Source organism: Plantactinospora sp. A48, from assembly GCF_055793945.1.
In genome coordinates this window covers 104601-122730 of record NZ_JBTIXF010000005.1, presented here as the reverse complement: position 1 = coordinate 122730, position 18130 = coordinate 104601, and the positions used below count along the sequence as shown (strand labels likewise).

At 72.4% G+C, this 18130-nt stretch carries 13 protein-coding genes; 8 read left to right on the top strand and 5 right to left on the bottom strand.

What is annotated here, in order from left to right:
* The first annotated feature begins 55 nt into the window (after positions 1-55).
* The 4 genes from ACXN5W_RS04870 (at position 56) to ACXN5W_RS04855 (ending at position 6439) form a co-directional block, all read left to right on the top strand.
* Positions 56-1915, top strand: a complete 1860-nt coding sequence (locus ACXN5W_RS04870; RefSeq protein ID WP_473156917.1) for a DUF6311 domain-containing protein — start codon at positions 56-58, stop codon at positions 1913-1915.
* A 99-nt stretch (positions 1916-2014) separates the two neighbouring features.
* The gene (gene lipB, locus ACXN5W_RS04865; protein ID WP_473156965.1) at positions 2015-2638 is read left to right on the top strand and encodes a lipoyl(octanoyl) transferase LipB; all 624 of its coding nucleotides are present in this window, start codon (positions 2015-2017) and stop codon (positions 2636-2638) included.
* Between the two features lie 192 nt (positions 2639-2830).
* Entirely contained in the window at positions 2831-5686 is a 2856-nt protein-coding gene (locus tag ACXN5W_RS04860; RefSeq protein ID WP_473156964.1) for an AfsR/SARP family transcriptional regulator, read from the top strand.
* Positions 5687-5947: 261 nt separating this feature from the next.
* Entirely contained in the window at positions 5948-6439 is a 492-nt protein-coding gene (locus ACXN5W_RS04855) for a hypothetical protein (RefSeq protein WP_473156916.1), read from the top strand.
* 120 nt (positions 6440-6559) lie between these two features.
* Here the strand turns inward: ACXN5W_RS04855 and aspS are convergent, their stop codons facing one another.
* A complete protein-coding gene (aspS, locus tag ACXN5W_RS04850; RefSeq protein WP_473156915.1) occupies positions 6560-7846 on the bottom strand; it encodes an aspartate--tRNA(Asn) ligase in 1287 nt (428 codons plus the stop codon).
* Positions 7847-8346: 500 nt separating this feature from the next.
* Between aspS and lipA the strand changes: the two genes are divergently transcribed.
* Entirely contained in the window at positions 8347-9285 is a 939-nt protein-coding gene (lipA, locus tag ACXN5W_RS04845; RefSeq protein ID WP_473156914.1) for a lipoyl synthase, read from the top strand.
* A gap of 46 nt (positions 9286-9331) precedes the next feature.
* Here the strand turns inward: lipA and ACXN5W_RS04840 are convergent, their stop codons facing one another.
* Together ACXN5W_RS04840 and ACXN5W_RS04835 are read right to left on the bottom strand one after the other, a co-directional pair.
* Entirely contained in the window at positions 9332-12358 is a 3027-nt protein-coding gene (locus tag ACXN5W_RS04840; protein ID WP_473156963.1) for a helix-turn-helix transcriptional regulator, read from the bottom strand.
* A 206-nt stretch (positions 12359-12564) separates the two neighbouring features.
* Positions 12565-12735, bottom strand: coding sequence for a hypothetical protein (locus ACXN5W_RS04835; RefSeq protein WP_473156913.1), 171 nt, complete (start codon positions 12733-12735; stop codon positions 12565-12567).
* Between the two features lie 223 nt (positions 12736-12958).
* Here ACXN5W_RS04835 and ACXN5W_RS04830 point away from each other — a divergent pair, with 223 nt between their 5' ends.
* Positions 12959-13648 carry a DUF4191 domain-containing protein gene (locus ACXN5W_RS04830; RefSeq protein ID WP_473156912.1) on the top strand — a complete coding sequence of 230 codons (690 nt, stop codon included), beginning with the start codon at positions 12959-12961 and terminating at the stop codon, positions 13646-13648.
* Positions 13649-13717: 69 nt separating this feature from the next.
* Here the strand turns inward: ACXN5W_RS04830 and ACXN5W_RS04825 are convergent, their stop codons facing one another.
* Together ACXN5W_RS04825 and ACXN5W_RS04820 are read right to left on the bottom strand one after the other, a co-directional pair.
* Positions 13718-14689, bottom strand: coding sequence for a cyclase family protein (locus ACXN5W_RS04825; protein WP_473156911.1), 972 nt, complete (start codon positions 14687-14689; stop codon positions 13718-13720).
* Positions 14690-14807: 118 nt separating this feature from the next.
* Positions 14808-15167: an RDD family protein gene (locus ACXN5W_RS04820; RefSeq protein ID WP_473156962.1), complete on the bottom strand. Its 360-nt coding sequence runs from the start codon at positions 15165-15167 to the stop codon at positions 14808-14810.
* A 355-nt stretch (positions 15168-15522) separates the two neighbouring features.
* On the opposite strand from ACXN5W_RS04820, the gene glnA reads away from it, so the two are divergent.
* Both glnA and ACXN5W_RS04810 read left to right on the top strand, forming a co-directional pair.
* Positions 15523-16947 (top strand): type I glutamate--ammonia ligase, encoded by a 1425-nt coding sequence (glnA, locus tag ACXN5W_RS04815; protein WP_473156910.1) that lies wholly within the window; start codon positions 15523-15525, stop codon positions 16945-16947.
* 211 nt (positions 16948-17158) lie between these two features.
* Positions 17159-18076 carry an RpnC/YadD family protein gene (locus ACXN5W_RS04810; RefSeq protein WP_473156909.1) on the top strand — a complete coding sequence of 306 codons (918 nt, stop codon included), beginning with the start codon at positions 17159-17161 and terminating at the stop codon, positions 18074-18076.
* Positions 18077-18130: the final 54 nt, after the last annotated feature.

Sequence of the window (18130 nt, the reverse complement as noted above, 5' to 3'; positions counted from 1 at the left end):
CTGGTCTGCCGCCGCCGCTTAGGTGGTCGGCCGGGTCGGGTTGGTAATCTGCGGCGTGCCGCTATCCCCGCCACTGCTCACCGGGCCGTCGCCCGACCCGGCCGACCCGGCCGACCCGGTCGGCCCGCCGGTCGGCGCCGGGCCGCCGCGCCGCCGCGTCGACCTGTTGGCCGTGGCGGCCAGCCTGGCGTTGGCGTTCTGGGTGACCAGCGGCTTGTGGACCGATCCCAACCGGCGGGCCGTCGCGGTGAACTCCAGCGACCAGTCGCTGTTCGAGTGGTTGCTGGCGTTCGGGGCGCACACCGTGAGCCACGGCGAGAACCCGCTGTTCACCCACCTGATCAACGTGCCGGACGGCGCCAACCTGGCGGTCAACACCTCGATCACCGTGTACGCGGTGCTGTTCGCGCCGCTCACGTACCTGCTCGGGGTGCCGCTGACCTTCCTGGTCATCCTCACCGCGAACCTCGCGGCCACCGCGCTGGCCTGGTACTGGCTGCTGTCCCGGCACCTCGTCCGGACCGCCCCGGCCGCGCTGCTCGGCGGGCTGTTCATCGGCTTCTCCCCCGGCATGGTGTCGCACGCGAACGCCCACCTGAACTGGACCGCCGGCTGGCTGGCCCCGCTGATCATCTGGCAGGTGCTGCGGCTGGCCGGACCGGGCCGGTGGCGGCGGCGGCGCGGCATCGCGCTCGGGGTGGCCGTGGCCGTGGCGTTCTCGATCGCCGCCGAGGGACTGTTCTTCATCGCGCTGGCCTGCGCGGTGTTCCTGGCCGCCTGGGCGGGACACCCCACCAACCGGGCCGCCGCCCGGGCCGCGCTGCCCAGTTTCGTACGTGGTCTCGCGGTGGCCGGCGCCGTCACGCTGGTCCTGCTGGCGTACCCACTGTGGCTGCACTTCCTCGGACCGCAGCGGTTCCACGGGACCGGTTTCAACCCGATCATCCATGCCGAGGACATCGCGGCGTACGTCGCCTTCCCGCAGCGCTCGCTGGCCGGGCTGGCCGGCCTGGGCACCTCGCTGGCGCCCAACCCGACCGAGGAGAACTCGTTCTTCGGCGTACCTCTGCTGGTTCTCGCCGTGGCCTGCGCGATCCTGCTCTGGCGGCGGGCCGGACCCCCCCCCCGGGCCACCCTGTGGGCGCTGCTGGTCACCGCGGGCGTCTTCGTCGTGCTCTCCTGGGGTCCGAAGGCCAAGATCCTTGGTACGCACACGGCCGTCCCGCTGCCGTTCGCGCTGCTCGGGCACCTGCCGGTGATGAACGCGGCGCTGCCCTCCCGGCTGGCCCTGGTGGTGACGCCGATCGTCGCGCTGCTCCTCGCGTACACCGTGGACAGCCTGGCGCTCGATCCACCCGCCGGCCGCCGACGGCGGGTGAGCTGGGTCGCCGGCTTCGCGCTGGCCCTGGTGCCGCTCCTCCCGATCCCCCTGCTGACCATCGACCGGGAGCCCGTGCCGCGGTTCATCACGGCCGGGACCTGGCAGCGGTACGTCCCGACCGGCGGGGTGCTGGCGCCGCTGCCGTTCACCCTGGACGTGACTCCGGACGGGCAGCGCTGGCAGGCGTACGCGCTGACCCACCGGCAGGGCGAGTTCGCCATCCCGTCCGGCTTCTTCCTCGGTCCCGGTGGCCCGGCCGGGCGGGGTCGGATCGGCCCGGTCCCCCGGCCCACGGACGCGCTGCTCAACGAGGTCGCCGAGACCGGTGAGGTGCCCCCGATCGGCCCGGCCGAGCAGGCGGCGGCCCGGGAGGACCTGCGGTACTGGCGGGTGGACGTGGTGGTGCTGGCCGACGAGATCCACGGGGCCAAGTGGCCGGTCCGGCACGACGCGCTGCTGCGGGCCGCGACCGAGTTGTTCGGCCCACCGCAACGGGTGGACGACGTCTGGCTGTGGCGGGTCCCCCGGACCTGAGCATCACGCGGCGGTGATGGGTGTCACCGGCGGTGAGGTCACCGGTGGGACTACCCTGAGCTGGTGACCGGCACGATTTCCGGGCTCTTCCCGGTGCGCATGGGCGTGGTCGATTACACCGCCGCCTGGGACGAGCAGCGCCGTGTGCACGCGGCGGTCGTCGCGGGCGAGACGCCGGACACGGTGCTGCTGCTGGAGCACCCGAGCGTCTACACCGCCGGCAAGCGCACTGAGCCCTGGGACCGGCCGACGGACGGCACCCCGGTCATCGACGTCGACCGGGGCGGCAAGATCACCTGGCACGGTCCGGGTCAGCTGGTGGGTTACCCGATCGTCAAGCTGCCCCAGGTCGACGCCGGGTTCCGGGTCGACGTGGTGGCCTTCGTCCGGCGGGTCGAGCAGATGCTCATCGACGTCTGCGCCGAGTTCGGGGTGGCGACCACCCGGGTGCAGGGCGACAACCGGAGCGGGGTGTGGGTGCCGGCGGACGACCGCGGGCCGGACCGCAAGATCGCCGCGATCGGCCTGCGGGTGGCCCGCCTGGTCACCCAGCACGGCTTCGCGCTCAACTGCGACTGCGATCTGAGCTGGTACGACCGGATCGTGCCGTGTGGCATCCGCGACGCCGGCGTGACGTCGCTGAGCGCCGAGCTGGGCCGACCGGTCACCGTGGCCGAGGCGCTTCCGGTGGTGGAGCGGCACCTGCCCACGCTGCTGGGCTAGGGCGGGGGTCGAAGCCGCTGGCCGGCCCGCGTCGGCCCAGGCGGCGCCCCGGCGGGCCGTTGGTCCCGAGGTGTGACCCGTTGTGACGGTGCCGTTCCCGTCCAGCACAGCGAAGAATTAGCCTGAAGCGACGGGCCCGCCGAGGTGGCGGCGCCCGCGCCACTCACGGCGGCGGTGGCTCGGTTGTTGCGGGTGCAGGTCCTCGGCGAGGTACGCGCGTGGCGGGACGACCACCCGGTCGATCCCGGCCCGGCGGCCCGGCGCGCGGTGCTCGGCCTGCTCGCGCTGGCCGGTGGCCAGCCGGTGCCGCGGGCCGATCTCGTGGCGGGCGTGTGGCACGGGCGGCAGCCCCCGCCGAGCGCGGTCAACATCCTGCACACCCACGTGAAACACCTGCGTCGGCTGCTCGAACCGGAGCGGACCGCCGGCACGACCGCGACCGTTCTGCGCCGCGTCGGCGAGGGCTACGCCCTGCACGTACCCCTGTGCGGGGTGGACGTGCTGGAGTTCCGCGGCGACGTGACGGCCGCCGCGAAGCTGCGTCGGGAGGGCGACCTCAGCGGCGCGGCCACGCGGCTGGAGCGGGCGTTGTCCCGGTGGCAGGGCCCGGTGCTGGCCGACGTGCCGGCTCTCGCCGGGCATCCCAAGCTGGTCGCGCTGGCCGAGGAGCGGCGCTCCGCACTCGGCTGGTACGCGGATCTGATGATCAACGCGGGGCGGGCGGCCGAGATCATCGGCGGGTTGGAGGAGGAAGCGGCGGTCCACCCGCTTGACGAGGCCGTACAGGCGCGGTTGATCCTCGCGTACCGCGCGCTTGGGCGCCGCAACGAGGCGTTCGCGATCTACCACGCCGTGCGCCGCCGGCTCGTCGACGATCTCGGCGTCGACCCCGGGCCGGAGCTGACGAGCGCCCATACGGACCTGTTGCGCGACGCCCCGCCCGTCGCCGGAGAGGTGGCCACCCACGGCGGGCCGGCTGCCGCGCCGCCCGCGTCCGAGCGCGTACCACCGGCGCAGCTGATCGTCGACCTGCCGGTGTTCGCGGGCCGGACGGCAGAGTTGGCCCTGCTGGACACGGTCCTCGACGCGCTGGACGACCGGTCGGGGCCCGGCACCGACGCCCCCGGGGCGGTCGTCCTGTCCGGGCCCGCCGGGGTGGGCAAGACCAGCCTGGCGGTGCACTGGGCGTACCGGGCGGCCAGCCGGTTCCCGGACGGCCAGTTGTACCTGAACCTTCGTGGGTTCCACCCGACGGGCGCCGCCGTGGAACCGGCGGAGGCCCTGCGGATCTTCCTGGAGGCGCTCGGCGTCCCGGCCGCCCAGATCCCGACCGACCTGGACGCGCGGGCCGCCCTCTACCGGAGCTGGTTGGCCGGCCGGCGGATCCTCGTCCTGCTGGACAACGCCGCCGACGTGGCACAGGTCCGACCGTTGCTGCCGGGCCGCGCCGCCTGCCTGGCCGTGGTCACCAGCCGTAACCAGTTGGCCGGCCTGGTCGTCGGGGAGGGGGCGCGGCCGGTCCCACTCAGCCCGCTCACCACGGCGGAGGCCACAGACCTTCTGGTACGCCGGATCGGCGCCACCCGCGCCGCCCGCGAACCCGGCGCGGTGTCGGAGATCGTCGAGCGGTGCGCCGGGTTGCCCCTTGCGCTGGCGGTGGTCGCCGCCCGGGCCGCCATCGACGCCGGCCAACCCCTCCAGGGGTACGCCGAGGAACTGCGTCCGACCGGGAGTCCGCTGGACGCGCTGTCCGCCGGTGACGCGGCCACCGACCTGCGTGAGGTGTTCTCCTGGTCCTACCGCGCCCTCGGCGACCTGCCGGCCCGGCTGTTCCGGCTGCTCGGCACGCATCCCGGCCCCGACATCTCCGTCGCGGCGGCGGCCAGCCTCGCGGGATGCGCCCCCCAGGACGCGCGTACGGCGCTGACGGAACTCGCGTCGGCCAGCCTCGTGCTGACGCCCGTACCCCGGCGTTACGCGCTGCACGACCTGGTCCGGGTGTACGCCGCCGACCTGGCCGGGCGTACCGATCCGGCGACCGACGCCCGCGCCGCGAGCCGCCGGCTGCTCGCGCACTGCCTGCACACCGGGTACGCGGCCGACCGCGTGATGAATCGGAACCGCGATCCGATCGCGCTGGACGACCCGCCGCCGGGCGTGACTCCCGAACCGATCACCGACAGCGCGCACGCCATGGCGTGGTTCGCCGCCGAACACGCCGTCCTGCTCGCCATCGTCCGCGACGCCGCGAGGTCCGGACGCGACACCGAGAGCTGGCAGCTCGCCTGGACCCTGTGGACGCATCTCGACCGGCAGGGGTACTGGGACGACCTGGTCGACGTCTCGCACCTCGCCATCGCGGCGACCGGGCGGACCGGCGGCCCCCTCGCACAGGCCGCCGCGTACCGCATGCTCGCCCGGGCGTACACCCGGCTGAACCGGCTGGACGACGCCCGTGCCCAGCTACGCCGCGCGCTCGAGTTGTGCCACCGCACGGGGGACCGCCCCGGTCAGGCGGAGACGAACCTGAACCTGGCACTCGTGTGGGAGCGCCAGGGCGATCACACGATGGCGCTCGACCGGGCCCGTACCGCCCTCGCCCTTTTCATCGCCGAGGGTGATCGGGCCGGGCAGGTCCGCGGACGCAACGCGGTCGGCTGGTACCACACGCTGCTCGGCGACCACGTCCAGGCGCTGGCGCACTGCCGGGCGGCGCTGGCCGACGTGGCCGCGATCGGCGGCGGTCCGGGCGCGGCGCCGATCTGGGACAGCCTCGGCTACGCCCATCACAAGCTCGGCGATCATGTCCGCGCGATGGCGTGTTTCCGGCGCGCCATCGATCTCTACCGCGAGCGGAACGACAGGCATCTCGAGGGCATCGTGCTGGTCCATCTCGCCGAGGCCCGGCAGGCGCAGGGCGACACCGCCGGGGCGCGGGCGGCGTGGCACTCGGCGCTGGTCATCCTCACCGAACTCGATCCGCCCGCCGCGGAGCGGGTCCGCGCCGCCCTGGCGGGCCCGCCGAGCGGGCCGGCGGCTCAGGACTGACCGGGCACGGCCCGACCCGACCCGTTGCCCCCCGACCCGGCCCGTCGCGAGCCCTTGCCGACCCGATGCCGCCCTTGTCGGCCCTTGCCGACCCGATGCCGCCCTTGGCGGCCCCTTGCCGACCCGACCCGACCCGGCTCGTCGCGGGCCCGGGCCGATCGTTCGTGGCCGCCGGGCGATCCAGTCGAAAACCAGGGCAGGTCCAGTGCGTGTCGCCAAGCTGAGATCCATCTTGGACTTCTCCTTGAAGGAGGAACTTTCGTGACAACCTTCGCCCGTACCCTCCGCCGCCGGGTGATCGGCGTGCTCGCGATGGCGCTGGCCGCGCTCGTGATCGCGCCGTCGCCGGCGCACGCCTCACTCGGCCCCGCGCAGACCATCGACGTTCAGCTGACCACCTACTCGAACTACGGGTACCTGGTCCAGGTGGGCCGGGTGTACGGCACGATCCAGTTCGACACGAACAACACGCAGTACTACCTGTCGTTGGTCGTCTGCCGGCAGTCCAGCTACACCAGCCCGAACGTGCGTTTCAACGTCAACGGCTCGGTCAGCGGGGTCTACAACGCCGAGGACAGCACGCGCCGGCCACAGATCTGCGGCGGATGGGGCACCTCCGGGGTCATCGCCGGCACGTTCTCGTACGGCACGACCGTGAGCGGCGTCGGGGTCGGCGTCGAGGGCATCTACTTCGACGGTTCCAGCGCCCGCTCCGTCGGCGGCGGTGCGTACGCCGACAACCCGTACAACTGACCGCTCGCGCCGCGGCACGGCGGCACGGCTTCGGCCGTTCGCGAGGATCGCTGGGCCCCACCTGTTAGGAAGGGCCCCCTGTTATACAAAAAGCGATAACAGGGGGCCCTTCCTTTCCTCTCAGGGCGTGAGGCGGTGCAGGTCGCGCGGGAAGGCGGTCACCTCCCGTACGTTGGCGGCGCCGGTCAGCCGGGCCACGAACCGTTCCAGCCCGATCGCGAAGCCGCCGTGCGGCGGCATGCCGTGGGCGAACGCGGCCAGGTACTCCGCGTACGGCTCCGCCGGCTCGTTCCGGGCGGCTAGCGCGGCGAGGTAGTCCGCGTGCCGGTGCAGCCGCTGCCCGCCGGTCACCAGCTCCAGTCCCCGGAACAGCAGGTCGAAGCTGTTCGACCAGGTCGGTCGGGCCGGGTCGGGATGGGTGTAGAAGGGCCGCTTCGCCATCGGGTACCCGGTGACGAAGACGAAGTCCGAGCCGTGTTCCCGGCGGGCCCAGTCGGCCACCGCCCGCTCGTGCGCGGGCGCCAGGTCCGGTTCCTCCGCCGGTGCGCCCGCGATCTTCAGCGCCTCGGTGAAGTGGACGGCCGGGATCTCGACGGGTACGTCCGGCAGCTCGACGCCGAGCGTCGCGCAGGCCGGGCCGGCCCGCTCGGCCACCTCGGCCAGCATCCCCGCCACGGTGTTCCGCAGCACGGCCATCACGTCCCGGTGGTCGGTGACGAATCCCAGTTCCGCGTCCAGCGAGGTGTACTGGGCCAGGTGTCGGGCGGTGTCGTGCGGCTCGGCCCGGAACACCGGACCGACCTCGTACACGCGCTCGAACACCCCCACCATGAGCTGCTTGTAGAACTGCGGCGACTGGGCCAGGTACGCGGGCCGGCCGAAGTAGTCGAGGGCGAACACGTTCGCCCCGGACTCGGTGGCCGAGCCGACGATCTTCGGGGTGTGGATCTCGGTGAAGCCGGCCCGGTCCAGCGTCGCGCGGAAGCCGGCGGTCGCGGCCGCCGAGATGCGCAGGGCCGCCGACCGGCGCGGGTGACGCAGCGCCACCGGCGCGTTGTCGAGCTGGGTGGGAAGGGTCGCCGCCAGCTCGGGCCGGAACAGGTCGAACGGCGGGGGTACGGCCGGTGCGCCGAGCGGGCGTACCAGCGGGTCGGTCAGCTCGACCCCGCCGGGAGCCGCCGGGTTGGCCACGGCCGTGCCGGTGACCTCGACGACGCTCTCCTCGGGCAGCGCCTCGACGGCGGCCCGGGTGGCCGGGTCGGTGATCACCACCTGGGCGGTTCCGGCGACGTCCCGCAGGATCAGGAACGCCACCGACTTGAGCAGCCGGCGGCGGTGTACCCAGCCGGCCAGCCGGACGGGCTCACCGGCGTGCCGGGACAGTTGGTCGGACAGGATGCGTTGCATGGCGGCTACCTCCTCGTGGACTGCGCAACGCGATCCCAGGGAGGTGTGGGCGAGCGGGAACCTCGCGGTGCCACCACACCTTCACCACCGGCTACCCGGTCTCCCCGACGGGGGGCGACCGTGCGGCCGGCGGCCTCATTCAGCCCCGTGACGTGGGGCAGCGGCGGGCTCTACTGAGGGTTAAGCGGGGACCCTTGCTATACCGGAAACGATAAGAAGGGGCCCTTCCTTACACCGTTCTTCCCGCGGCTCGGGAGGGTCTTCGCGGGCCGGCCGGAGACCACCTTCCAGCAACCGGTGGCTCTCTGTACTCCGGGATCGACCCACTACTTGGCTCCGTCGACGCCTTGCGCCGTACCATAGTCGATCCGGGCCCGCGTACGACACTTACTTATGACACCGAAAAATCGGTAGACGGTGAGGGGTGTCACAGCATTGGAGGACGTGAGCCCGATCGCCCACGGTTCAACGACAGCTGGTCCGGGCGTAGTCTCGAACCCGTGACCATCGCTCCCGAAGGACGCCGGCTGCTGCGGATCGAGGCGCGCAACGCCGAGACCCCGATCGAGCGTAAACCGCCATGGATCAAGGTCAAGGCCAGGATGGGCCCGGAATACAGCCACCTGCGCGGCCTGGTGGCTCGTGAGGGCCTGCACACGGTCTGTCAGGAGGCCGGGTGCCCCAACATCTACGAATGTTGGGAGGACCGGGAGGCCACCTTCCTCATCGGGGGTGACCAGTGCACCCGCCGCTGTGACTTCTGCCAGATCGACACCGGCAAGCCGGCGGAGTTCGACGCCGACGAGCCGCGCCGGGTGGCCGAGTCGGTGGCCACGATGGGTCTGCGCTACGCCACGGTCACCGGCGTCGCCCGGGACGATCTGCCCGACGGTGGTGCCTGGCTGTACGCCGAGACGGTCCGGCAGATCCACGCGCTCCAGGCCGGGTGCGGCGTCGAGCTGCTGATCCCCGACTTCAACGCCGTTCCCGAGCAGCTCGCCGAGGTGTTCGGCTCCCGACCAGAGGTGCTGGCACACAACGTGGAGACCGTGCCACGGATCTTCAAGCGGATCCGGCCGGCCTTCCGCTACGAACGGTCGCTGGACGTCATCCGGCAGGCCCGCGCCGCCGGCCTGGTCACCAAGTCCAACCTCATCCTCGGGATGGGTGAGGAACGCGACGAGGTGTCGCAGGCGCTGCGCGACCTTCACGAGGCGGGCTGCGAGTTGATCACCATCACGCAGTACCTCCGCCCGACGCCGCGGCACCACCCCGTGGAGCGGTGGGTCAAGCCCGAGGAGTTCGTCGAGCTGAGCGCCGAGGCCGAGGAGATCGGTTTCGCGGGGGTGCTGAGCGGGCCGCTGGTGCGCTCGTCGTACCGGGCCGGCCGGCTCTACCGGCAGGCGGTCGAGGCCCGCGCCACCGCCGCCGCCGGCTGAGCCCGCGCGCCGCCCCTTCCCACCGCCGGATCAGTTCGCCGCCGGATCAGCTCGCCGCCGGTACGGCCAGCAGACCCAACCGGTGCGCGACCGCGGCCGCCTCGATCCGGTTGGCGACGTCCAGCTTCGCGATGATCCGGGACACGTGGACGCTCGCCGTTTTCGGTGAGATGAACAGCCGCTGGGCGATCTGGCTGTTGCTCAGTCCCTCGGCCACCAGTCGCAACACCTCGTGTTCGCGGGCGGTCAGCGGGTCCGTGCCGCCGCCGTCCGCCGGCGTGGCCGAGCGCAGGCCGACCCGGCGGGCCAGGACACCGATCCGCTCGGTCAGCGGCGCCGCCGCGAGCCGCCGGGCGATCTCGGCCGCCTCCTCGACCGAGGCCGCCACGGTCACCCGGTCGCCGGCGGCGGCCGCCGCCTCGGCCTGCCAGAGCAGGGCCCGGGCCAACGGGTACGGCTGACCGGTCCGGCGCCAGGCCGCCACCGCGACCCGCCACTCGTCGACGGCGACCGAGGGCTCCGCGAGCAGCGCCGACAGCTGGGCGGCGTAGGCCCGTTCGGCCGGAAAGTCGGCCCGGAGCGCGGCTGCCGCCCGGGTGATCCGGTCGGCGAGCCGGGCCCCGCCCGAACCACCCGCAGCAGAGCCACCGGCGAACCCGGACGCACCCGAGCCACCGGCGAACCCGGCCACGCCCGAGCCACCGGCGAACCCGGACGCACCTGGGTCGGCATCGAGTCGGGTGGCCACCTCGGCGCTGGCGGCCAGCACCGGCCAGGCGTACCGGGGAAAGGTGGTGACGGCGGGGTCGGCGAGGGCGGCCTCGGCGCTCCCGACCGCGTCGGTCAGGTCCCCGGCGGCCAACGCCGCCATCATGCGCAGTTCCAGTAGCGGCAGGCGCTGTTGGGGGTGCAGGTACGGGCGGCCGAGGAAGGCGAGTGCCCGCCGGGTCAGTTCGGTCGCGCCCTCCTGGCCCCGGGCCAGTCGCAACCGGGCCCGAAGCTCCAGCCAGTGCAGCCCGAGCGTGGCCGCCGGGTCCAGGCGGGCCGCTTCGGCGCAGGCGGCATCCGCCGCGTCCCAGTCGCCGAGCGCCAGCAGCGCCTCGGCCCGGTTGCTGAGCAGGAACGCACCGGTCGAGCGGCTGATCCCGACCCGCCTGGCCACCGCGTCACCCTCGGCCGCCACGGCTACCGACTCGGCGTACCGGCCCTGCTCGAACAGCGCGTCCGAGATGTTGACGAGCGCGTGCACCAGGCCCGTCGGGTTGTCGTTCGACCGGGCCAGTTCCTCGGCCCGGCGCAGGTCGGTCAGCCGGGTGTCCGCACCGGCGTCCCGGCCCCGCAACCGACCCCGGGCCAGGTGGGCGTGGATCAGCGCGGTGACGTCGCCCAGCGCCTGCGCGGTGGCCATCGCCTCGCCGAGGATCTGATCACCCTCGGTCGGGTCGAGTTTGGACAGGTACGAGCCGATCTCGGCCAGCAGCCGGACCCGGCGCGGGTCGCCGTCCGACGGCGTCCCCGCCACCAGCCGGTACGCCTCGCGCAGCTCGTCGACCCCGTCGCTCTTGCCGAGCACGGTCAACAGCCGGCTGCGCCGGGTGAACAGCCGGGCCGCCCGGACGGGCTGCGCCACCGGGTCGACCTCGGCCAGCGCCGCCCGGCTGAGCGTCAGGGCTCGGGCGTGGTCACCGGCGGCCGAGGTCGCGGCCAGGGTCATCTCCACCAGGGCCAGATGATCGGTGCCGAGCAGGTCAGCGGCGTCGGGCACCTGCTCCCACAGCTCCAGCACCCGCTCCAGCAGCCGGCTCTGCTCGGCGTACGCGCATCGGACCCGCGCCGCCTTCGCGGCGGTCAACGCGCTCACCAGCGCCCGCGGGTGGTCGTGCGCCGCGTGCCAGTGATGGGCCACCTCGGCCGCCGCCCGGCCGGCGGCGACGAGCTGGGGATCGGCCTCGATCGCCGCGGCGTACCGGGCGTGCAACCGGGCATGCTCGCCGGGCAGCAGCTCGTCGTGGACCGCCTCGCGCACCAGGGCGTGCCGGAACTCGTACCCCCCGTCGGGGTCCGCGACGACGAGTTGGGCCGCGACGGCGGGGCGTAACGCCTCCTCCAGCTCCCCGTCCGGCAGGTCGGCCACCGTCGCGAGCAGGTCGTGACTGAGCCGGCCGCCGCCGGCCGCGGCCATCCGCAGCACCCGCTGGGCCGGATCGGGCAACCGCTCGACCCGGGCCAGCAGCAGGTCCCGCAGGGTCTCGGGCAGGGTCGCGCAACCGGCCGGGTCGCCGGCCACGGTCAACTCCTCGATGAAGAAGGGGTTGCCCTGCGCCCGTTCGTGTACCGCGTCCACGGCGGGGCCCGGCGGTTCAGCCCCGAGCAGATCGGTGAGGATCGCGGCGGTGCCGTCCCGGTCGAGCCGGCCGAGCTCGCGGCGCTCCACGCCGCGTACCCGGTCCAGCTCCGCCAGGAACGGCCGCAACGGGTGACCCCGGTGCAGCTCGTCGGTGCGGTACGTGCAGATCAGCAGCGCCGGGGCGGGCCGGGCGGCCCGGACCAGGAACCCGATGAGGTCGCGGGTGGACCGGTCGGCCCAGTGCAGGTCCTCGATGACCAGCACCAGCGGCTGGTCGGCGGCGAGCCGGGCGAACAGCTCCGCCACCACCTCGAACAGGTAACCCCGGTGCCCGTGCGGGGGGTCGGCCCCGGCCAGCATGCCGGCGGACAGCCCACGGCCGAGCTCCGGCAGCAGCCGGGTGAACTCCGCCTCCTGCCCGGCCAGCACCCCCGGCCCGTGTCGGCGCAGCACCTCGCGCAGCGCCGCCGCGAAGGGGGCGAACGGCAGACCCTCCTCACCGAGCTCGAGGCACTGCCCCACGAACATCTGGGCGCCGTCGTCTGCGACGAGCCGACCGAACTCCTCGACCAGGCGGCTCTTGCCCACGCCCGCCTCGCCGCCGACCAGCACCGCGCCCGGCGTACCGCCCCGGGCGCGCTGCTGGGCGGCCCGCAGCGCGTCGAGGTCGGCTGCCCGGCCGACGAAGGTCCGGCTACTCATCCGGGTGGTCACGGCATCGAGGATGCCACGTCGCTCCGACAGGTTGCCCGACCCGGTGGTGGACGTCCCGAACCGGGCCGGTCCGGGCGCGCCCCTGACCGCCGCCGCAGGCGCGCCCGTGGCCGATCGGGCCGGTCCGGGCGCGCCCCGTGCCGCGCCCGGACCGGACAGCCGCCCCCCGGAGGTGCCCCGGACCGGGTGTGCGGACCCGGACCCCGGGGGTACGGCGATCACCCGAGGTGCCGGTCGGCCGTACCCCGACGCAACCAGGACCTCCCCGTACCGTGCCGGGTACGCGGCACCGCACGCGCGAGCCGGATCTCGTCCGCCTGACGGCGCAGCTCCCGGGACCGCATGTGGTACATGTCGAGCAGGACTTCCTCGTGGGTCGGACCGAACATCGCTGGCCTCCTGAGCCGTTGTCGTTCCCTGATGACACTGACTCTGCTCGGGCAGTCACCCCCGGCACATTGGCAACGGGCCTCATCCGGGACGCCCCGACCCTCCTTACCCGGGCCGGCCACGACCCCGGAGCCGGCTAAGGTCCTTAGCCGTGCCGGCCGGCGGGCGTGACCTGCCGGACGCGAATCCGAGGGATCAGTGGCGACCACTAGACTTCCTGCCATGGCAAAGCCCCAGGAGAAGGCGTCGTTCGGCCAGCGGCTGAAGCAGATCGGGATGGTTTTCTCGTTCACCGCCAAACAGGACAGGTGGTTCATCCCGCTGCTGGCGGCGGCGGTACTCATCCCGCTGGCCGTCACCGTGGTCGCCGCGCTCATCTGGGGCTGGATCTGGCTGCCGGTCGGCATCCTGATCACGCTGCTCGCCGCGCTGATCGTGCTCAACCTGCGGTCCAACGCGGCGATGATGAACGCGGCCGAGGGACAGCCCGGCGCGGCGGCGCAGATCGTGGAGAGCATCCGCGGCGACTGGCGGGTCACCCCGGCCATCAGCGCGACCACCCAGATGGACATGGTCCACCTGGTGATCGGCAAGCCCGGCGTGATCCTGCTGGCCGAGGGCAACCCGCAGCGGGTCCGCGGCCTGCTCGGCCAGGAGAAGCGTCGGCTGGCCAAGGTGATCGGCTCGGCCCCGCTGTACGACTACCTCATCGGACCGGGCGAGAACGAGCTGCCGGTCCGCAAGCTGCGCAGCACGCTCATGCGGCTGCCCCGCAATCTCACCGGCAAGGACGTGAACGCGCTGGACAAGCGCCTCAAGGCGCTGTCGGCCCGGCCGCAGATGCCCAAGGGCGCCATCCCGAAGAACATGCGGCCGCCGCGGGGCGCGTTCCGGCAGATGCGCGGCCGCTGACCCGGCCCGAACGGCGAACCCGCTCCGGACCGGCTGGTGAGCCCGGCCGGCCCGGAGCGGTCGGGCGGATCAATCGAGTACGACGTACGCCCGCACGGGAAACGTGCCGAACTCGCGTACCCGGGGTGGGGCGGCGTGCAGCCGGGCACCGGTCACCGGCACCTCGGCCAGTCCGGTGAGGTGCTCCAGCACCGGGATCCCCGCGCCTAGCAGGATCGTGTGCGCCGGTCGGTGCGGGTCGGCCGTGTCGTCGATGTTGACGCTGTCGATGCCGACCAGGCTGGCCCCGGCCTCGACCAGGTACCGCGCGCCCGCCTCGGTCAGGAACGGAGCGGGATCGCCGTAGCCGTCCGTCCCCCAGTGCCGGTCCCAGCCGGTGTGCAGCAACACCGCCCGGCCGGCCACGTCGAGCGCCGCCAGGGCGGGCAGGTCGATGCCCCGGCGACCGCTGTCGGCCAGCCGCGCGACGGTCACCGGCAGGTCCGCCACGGCGGTCAGGGCCAGGTCCGCCAGGTCCGCGCCGCCGCTGAACCGGTGGTACGGGCTGTCCAGGTAGGTGCCGGTGTTACCGATCAGGCTGATCCGGTCGATCGAGAACTCCACCTCCGGGGCGTACCGCCGCCGGGACTCCGCCCGGGTCAGATGTGGGGTGATCTCGGGGCCCGGCAGGCCGGGATAGGTGGTCATGCCGGCGGTGATCGGGTGGTTCAGCTCGACCAGCCGCCGTGCGCTCCGCCCCGACCCGGCAGGGCTTCGCTCCGACGGCTCGGCCGACGACGGCCGCGGTGGCTCGGCCGGCGACGGCTGTGGCGTCTCGGCCGGCGACGGCCGCGGCGTCTTGTGCGGCTCGGCGAAGATCCGCAGGTTGCTCAGCCGGATCCGGTCGACCATCACCAGATTCAGCAGCTTGACGAACAGGGCGGCCACCCGTTCCTCGGGCACCTCGGCGGCCGGCAGGTCCAGCCGGAAACCCTGGGCCTGTAGGCCACCACCGTTCAGGAAGGTCACGTCGGCGTCGAACTCGGCGCGGTATTCGGTCACGACGCAATGGTCGACCGATTCCGCGTTCGGGCGGTACCGGTTTTGCGGCCGGGCCGCGTGGGGGTCAGCGGCTGCGTGGGGGTCAGCGGCTGCGTGGGGGTCAGCGGCTGCGCGGGGGTCAGCGGCCGCGCGGCGGTGCGGGTATCACGATCGAGCCGGCCAACCGGTCGTGCCAGCCACGTCGTTGGTCATCCATCAGGACGGCCGGTACGACCAGGGCCAGCAGCACGCCGCGCAGCAGTGCCCGGGCCACCCCGATCCGGCCGCCGTCGACGAAGGACACGCACCTGATCCGGGTCAGCAGCATGCCGGGGGTCTGGGCGAACAGTCCGATGAAGAAGCCGTACTCAAGGATCAGGACCAGCACCGGCGGCCAGCCGGCGTGGACGGGATCGGCGATGAGGCCCCCGGCGAGGAGGCAGAGCACCCAGTCGACGAGGAGGGCGCCGAACCGCCGACCGAGGCTGGCCGGATCGATCCCACCGGCGGCGAGCCCGGTGCCGGGTGCGGACCCGGCGGGCCGTTCGCGGTCGTACTGTTCGGTCACGGCATGTCAGCGTAGTCGTGACCCGGCCGGCGACTCGGACCGGCCGGCTCAGCGGGACAAGGTCCTGGCACGCCACCCAGGGACACGCCACCCAGGGAAATGAGCGGCGACATGATACCGGGAGAAACGCCGCAAAGCTCCACGTCTTCCCGCGACCACCGGGCCGGGCGTATCGTCAACGGTGGTCGTAACACGGCAGAAACACACGTGGAACGTCGAAGCAACCACCCAGCCCTACCCTCGCCAGCGACGTCGGAACGCCAAGCGGACGTGCCAGGAGGAACGAGTGTTCGCAAATCCCGAGGAACTGCTGCGGTATCTCAAGAACGAGGACGTCAAGTTCGTCGACGTGCGGTTCTGCGACCTGCCCGGGGTGATGCAGCACTTCAATCTGCCCGTCGAGTCGTTTGACGAGAGCGTCTTCGAGGATGGCCTGGCCTTCGACGGATCCTCGATCCGCGGCTTCCAGGCGATCCACGAGTCCGACATGCTCCTGCTCCCGGACGTGGCGAGCGCGTTTGTCGACCCGTTCCGGACCCAGAAGACCGTCGCGCTCAACTTCTTCATCCACGACCCGTTCACCCGCGAGGCGTACACCCGCGACCCGCGTAACGTGGCGAAGAAGGCCGAGGCCTACCTCGCGGCCAGCGGCATCGCGGACACCGCGTACTTCGGGCCGGAGGCCGAGTTCTACATCTTCGACTCGATCCGTCACGAGACCTCCGCGCACCAGGCGTACTACTACATCGACTCGATCGAGGGCGCCTGGAACTCCGGCCGGGAGGAGGAGGGCGGCAATCGCGGTTTCAAGACCGCGTACAAGGGCGGCTACTTCCCGGTGCCGCCGGTCGACCACTACGCCGACCTGCGCGACCAGATCGTGCGCCGGCTGGTGGACACCGGCTTCACCGTGGAGCGTTCGCACCACGAGGTGGGCACCGCCGGCCAGGCCGAGATCAACTACCGGTTCTCCACCCTGCTGCACGCCGGTGACCAGCTCCAGCTCTTCAAGTACATCGTCAAGAACCAGGCCTGGGCGGCCGGCAAGACGGCCACCTTCATGCCCAAGCCGCTGTTCGGCGACAACGGCTCCGGCATGCACACCCACCAGAGCCTCTGGATGAACGGCGAACCGCTGTTCTACGACGAGACGGGCTACGCCGGACTCTCCGACACCGCCCGCTGGTACATCGGCGGTCTGCTGCACCACGCGCCGTCGCTGCTGGCCTTCACCAACCCGACGGTCAACTCGTACCGCCGGTTGGTGCCGGGCTTCGAGGCGCCGGTCAACCTGGTCTACTCGCAGCGCAACCGCTCGGCCTGCACCCGTATCCCGGTCACCGGCAGCAACGCCAAGGCCAAGCGGGTCGAGTTCCGGGTGCCGGACCCGTCGGCCAACGTCTACCTGGCCTTCTCGGCCATGCTGATGGCCGGCCTCGACGGCATCCGCAGCAAGATCGAGCCGCCGGAGCCGATCGACAAGGACCTGTACGACCTGCCGCCGGAGGAGTGGGGCTCGGTCAAGCAGGTGCCGGGTTCGCTGCCCGAGGTGCTCACCGCCCTTGAGGCCGACCACGACTACCTGCTCGACGGCGGGGTCTTCACGCCGGACCTGATCTCCACCTGGGTGGACTGGAAGCGGGCCAACGAGGTTGACCCGGTCCGGCTGCGCCCGACGCCGCACGAGTTCGAGATGTACTACAACGTCTGAACCGAGTCGCACGGCGGCACCGGACGGCTTGAAGCCGTCCGGTGCCGCCGTTTTCGTGATGGCGACGACGTCAACCGAGCTTGTCGTGACAGCGAGGCCAACCGACCCAGCCGGTTACGGCCACCAGCCTGTGGCACTTCCCACAGCGCCGCAGAGCTGGGTGCCCGTGTGGCACTCACCGGCCGTAGAGACAGATTCATAACATCACGCTGTGCCCTCACAACAACACGAAGCGTTGATCGAGCTGTTCCGGCATCGGCCCGCCCTTGCCGCCGAGTTGCTCAGCGGCCAGCTCGGGGTTCCCGTCCCCACCTATCAGCAGATCCGCCTCGATTCCGACGATCTTCCGGATCTCACCCCCACCGAATACCGCGCCGACGCCGTCATCACGCTCATCCGTGACGACGCTCCCGTACTGTCCGTGGTGATCGAGATCCAACTCCGCCCGGACCGGGGCAAACGACGCAGCTGGCCCGTCTACCTGACCACGCTGCACGCCCGCTCGCGCTGCCCCGCCATGCTGCTGATCCTCTGCGCCGACGAGCGCACCGCCGGTTGGTGCGCCACCCCCATCAAGATCGGCCACCCCGGCTGGACGCTGGTCCCGCTCGTGGTGGGCCCACAGCGGATCCCAGCCGTCACCGACCCCGCCCAGGCGAGCGCCAGCCCCGAGCTGGCGGTGCTCTCGGCCATGTCACACGGCACCCATCCGGACCGGGACAAGATCCTTCAAGCCCTGTTCAGCGCGCTGAACACGATAGATCGAGACCATGCCACGCTGTACGCTGACGTCGTGCTCGCCGCCCTCCCGCAGGCGGCCCGGCAGCACCTGGAGGCCCTGATGACCAGTGCGACCTACGAATACCAGAGCGACTTCGCCCGCCGCTACTTCCACCAGGGCAAGGCCGAAGGCATCGCCGAGGGAATCGCCGAGGGCAGGACGGAAGGCAAGGCCGAGGGCAAGGCCGAAGGAGAAGCCACCGCGCTGCTCGCGGTGCTGGCGGCGCGCGGCATCGACGTATCCGGTTCGGCACGGCAACGGATCACCGGGTGTACCGACACCGACCAACTCGAAACCTGGATTCGCCGCGCCACCTCCGCCAACACGATCGACGAGATCTTCGCCTGACGCTCCGGCGGTGAGCGAGCACGGGTACGGGGAGCCGTCGACCGCAGCCGGCGA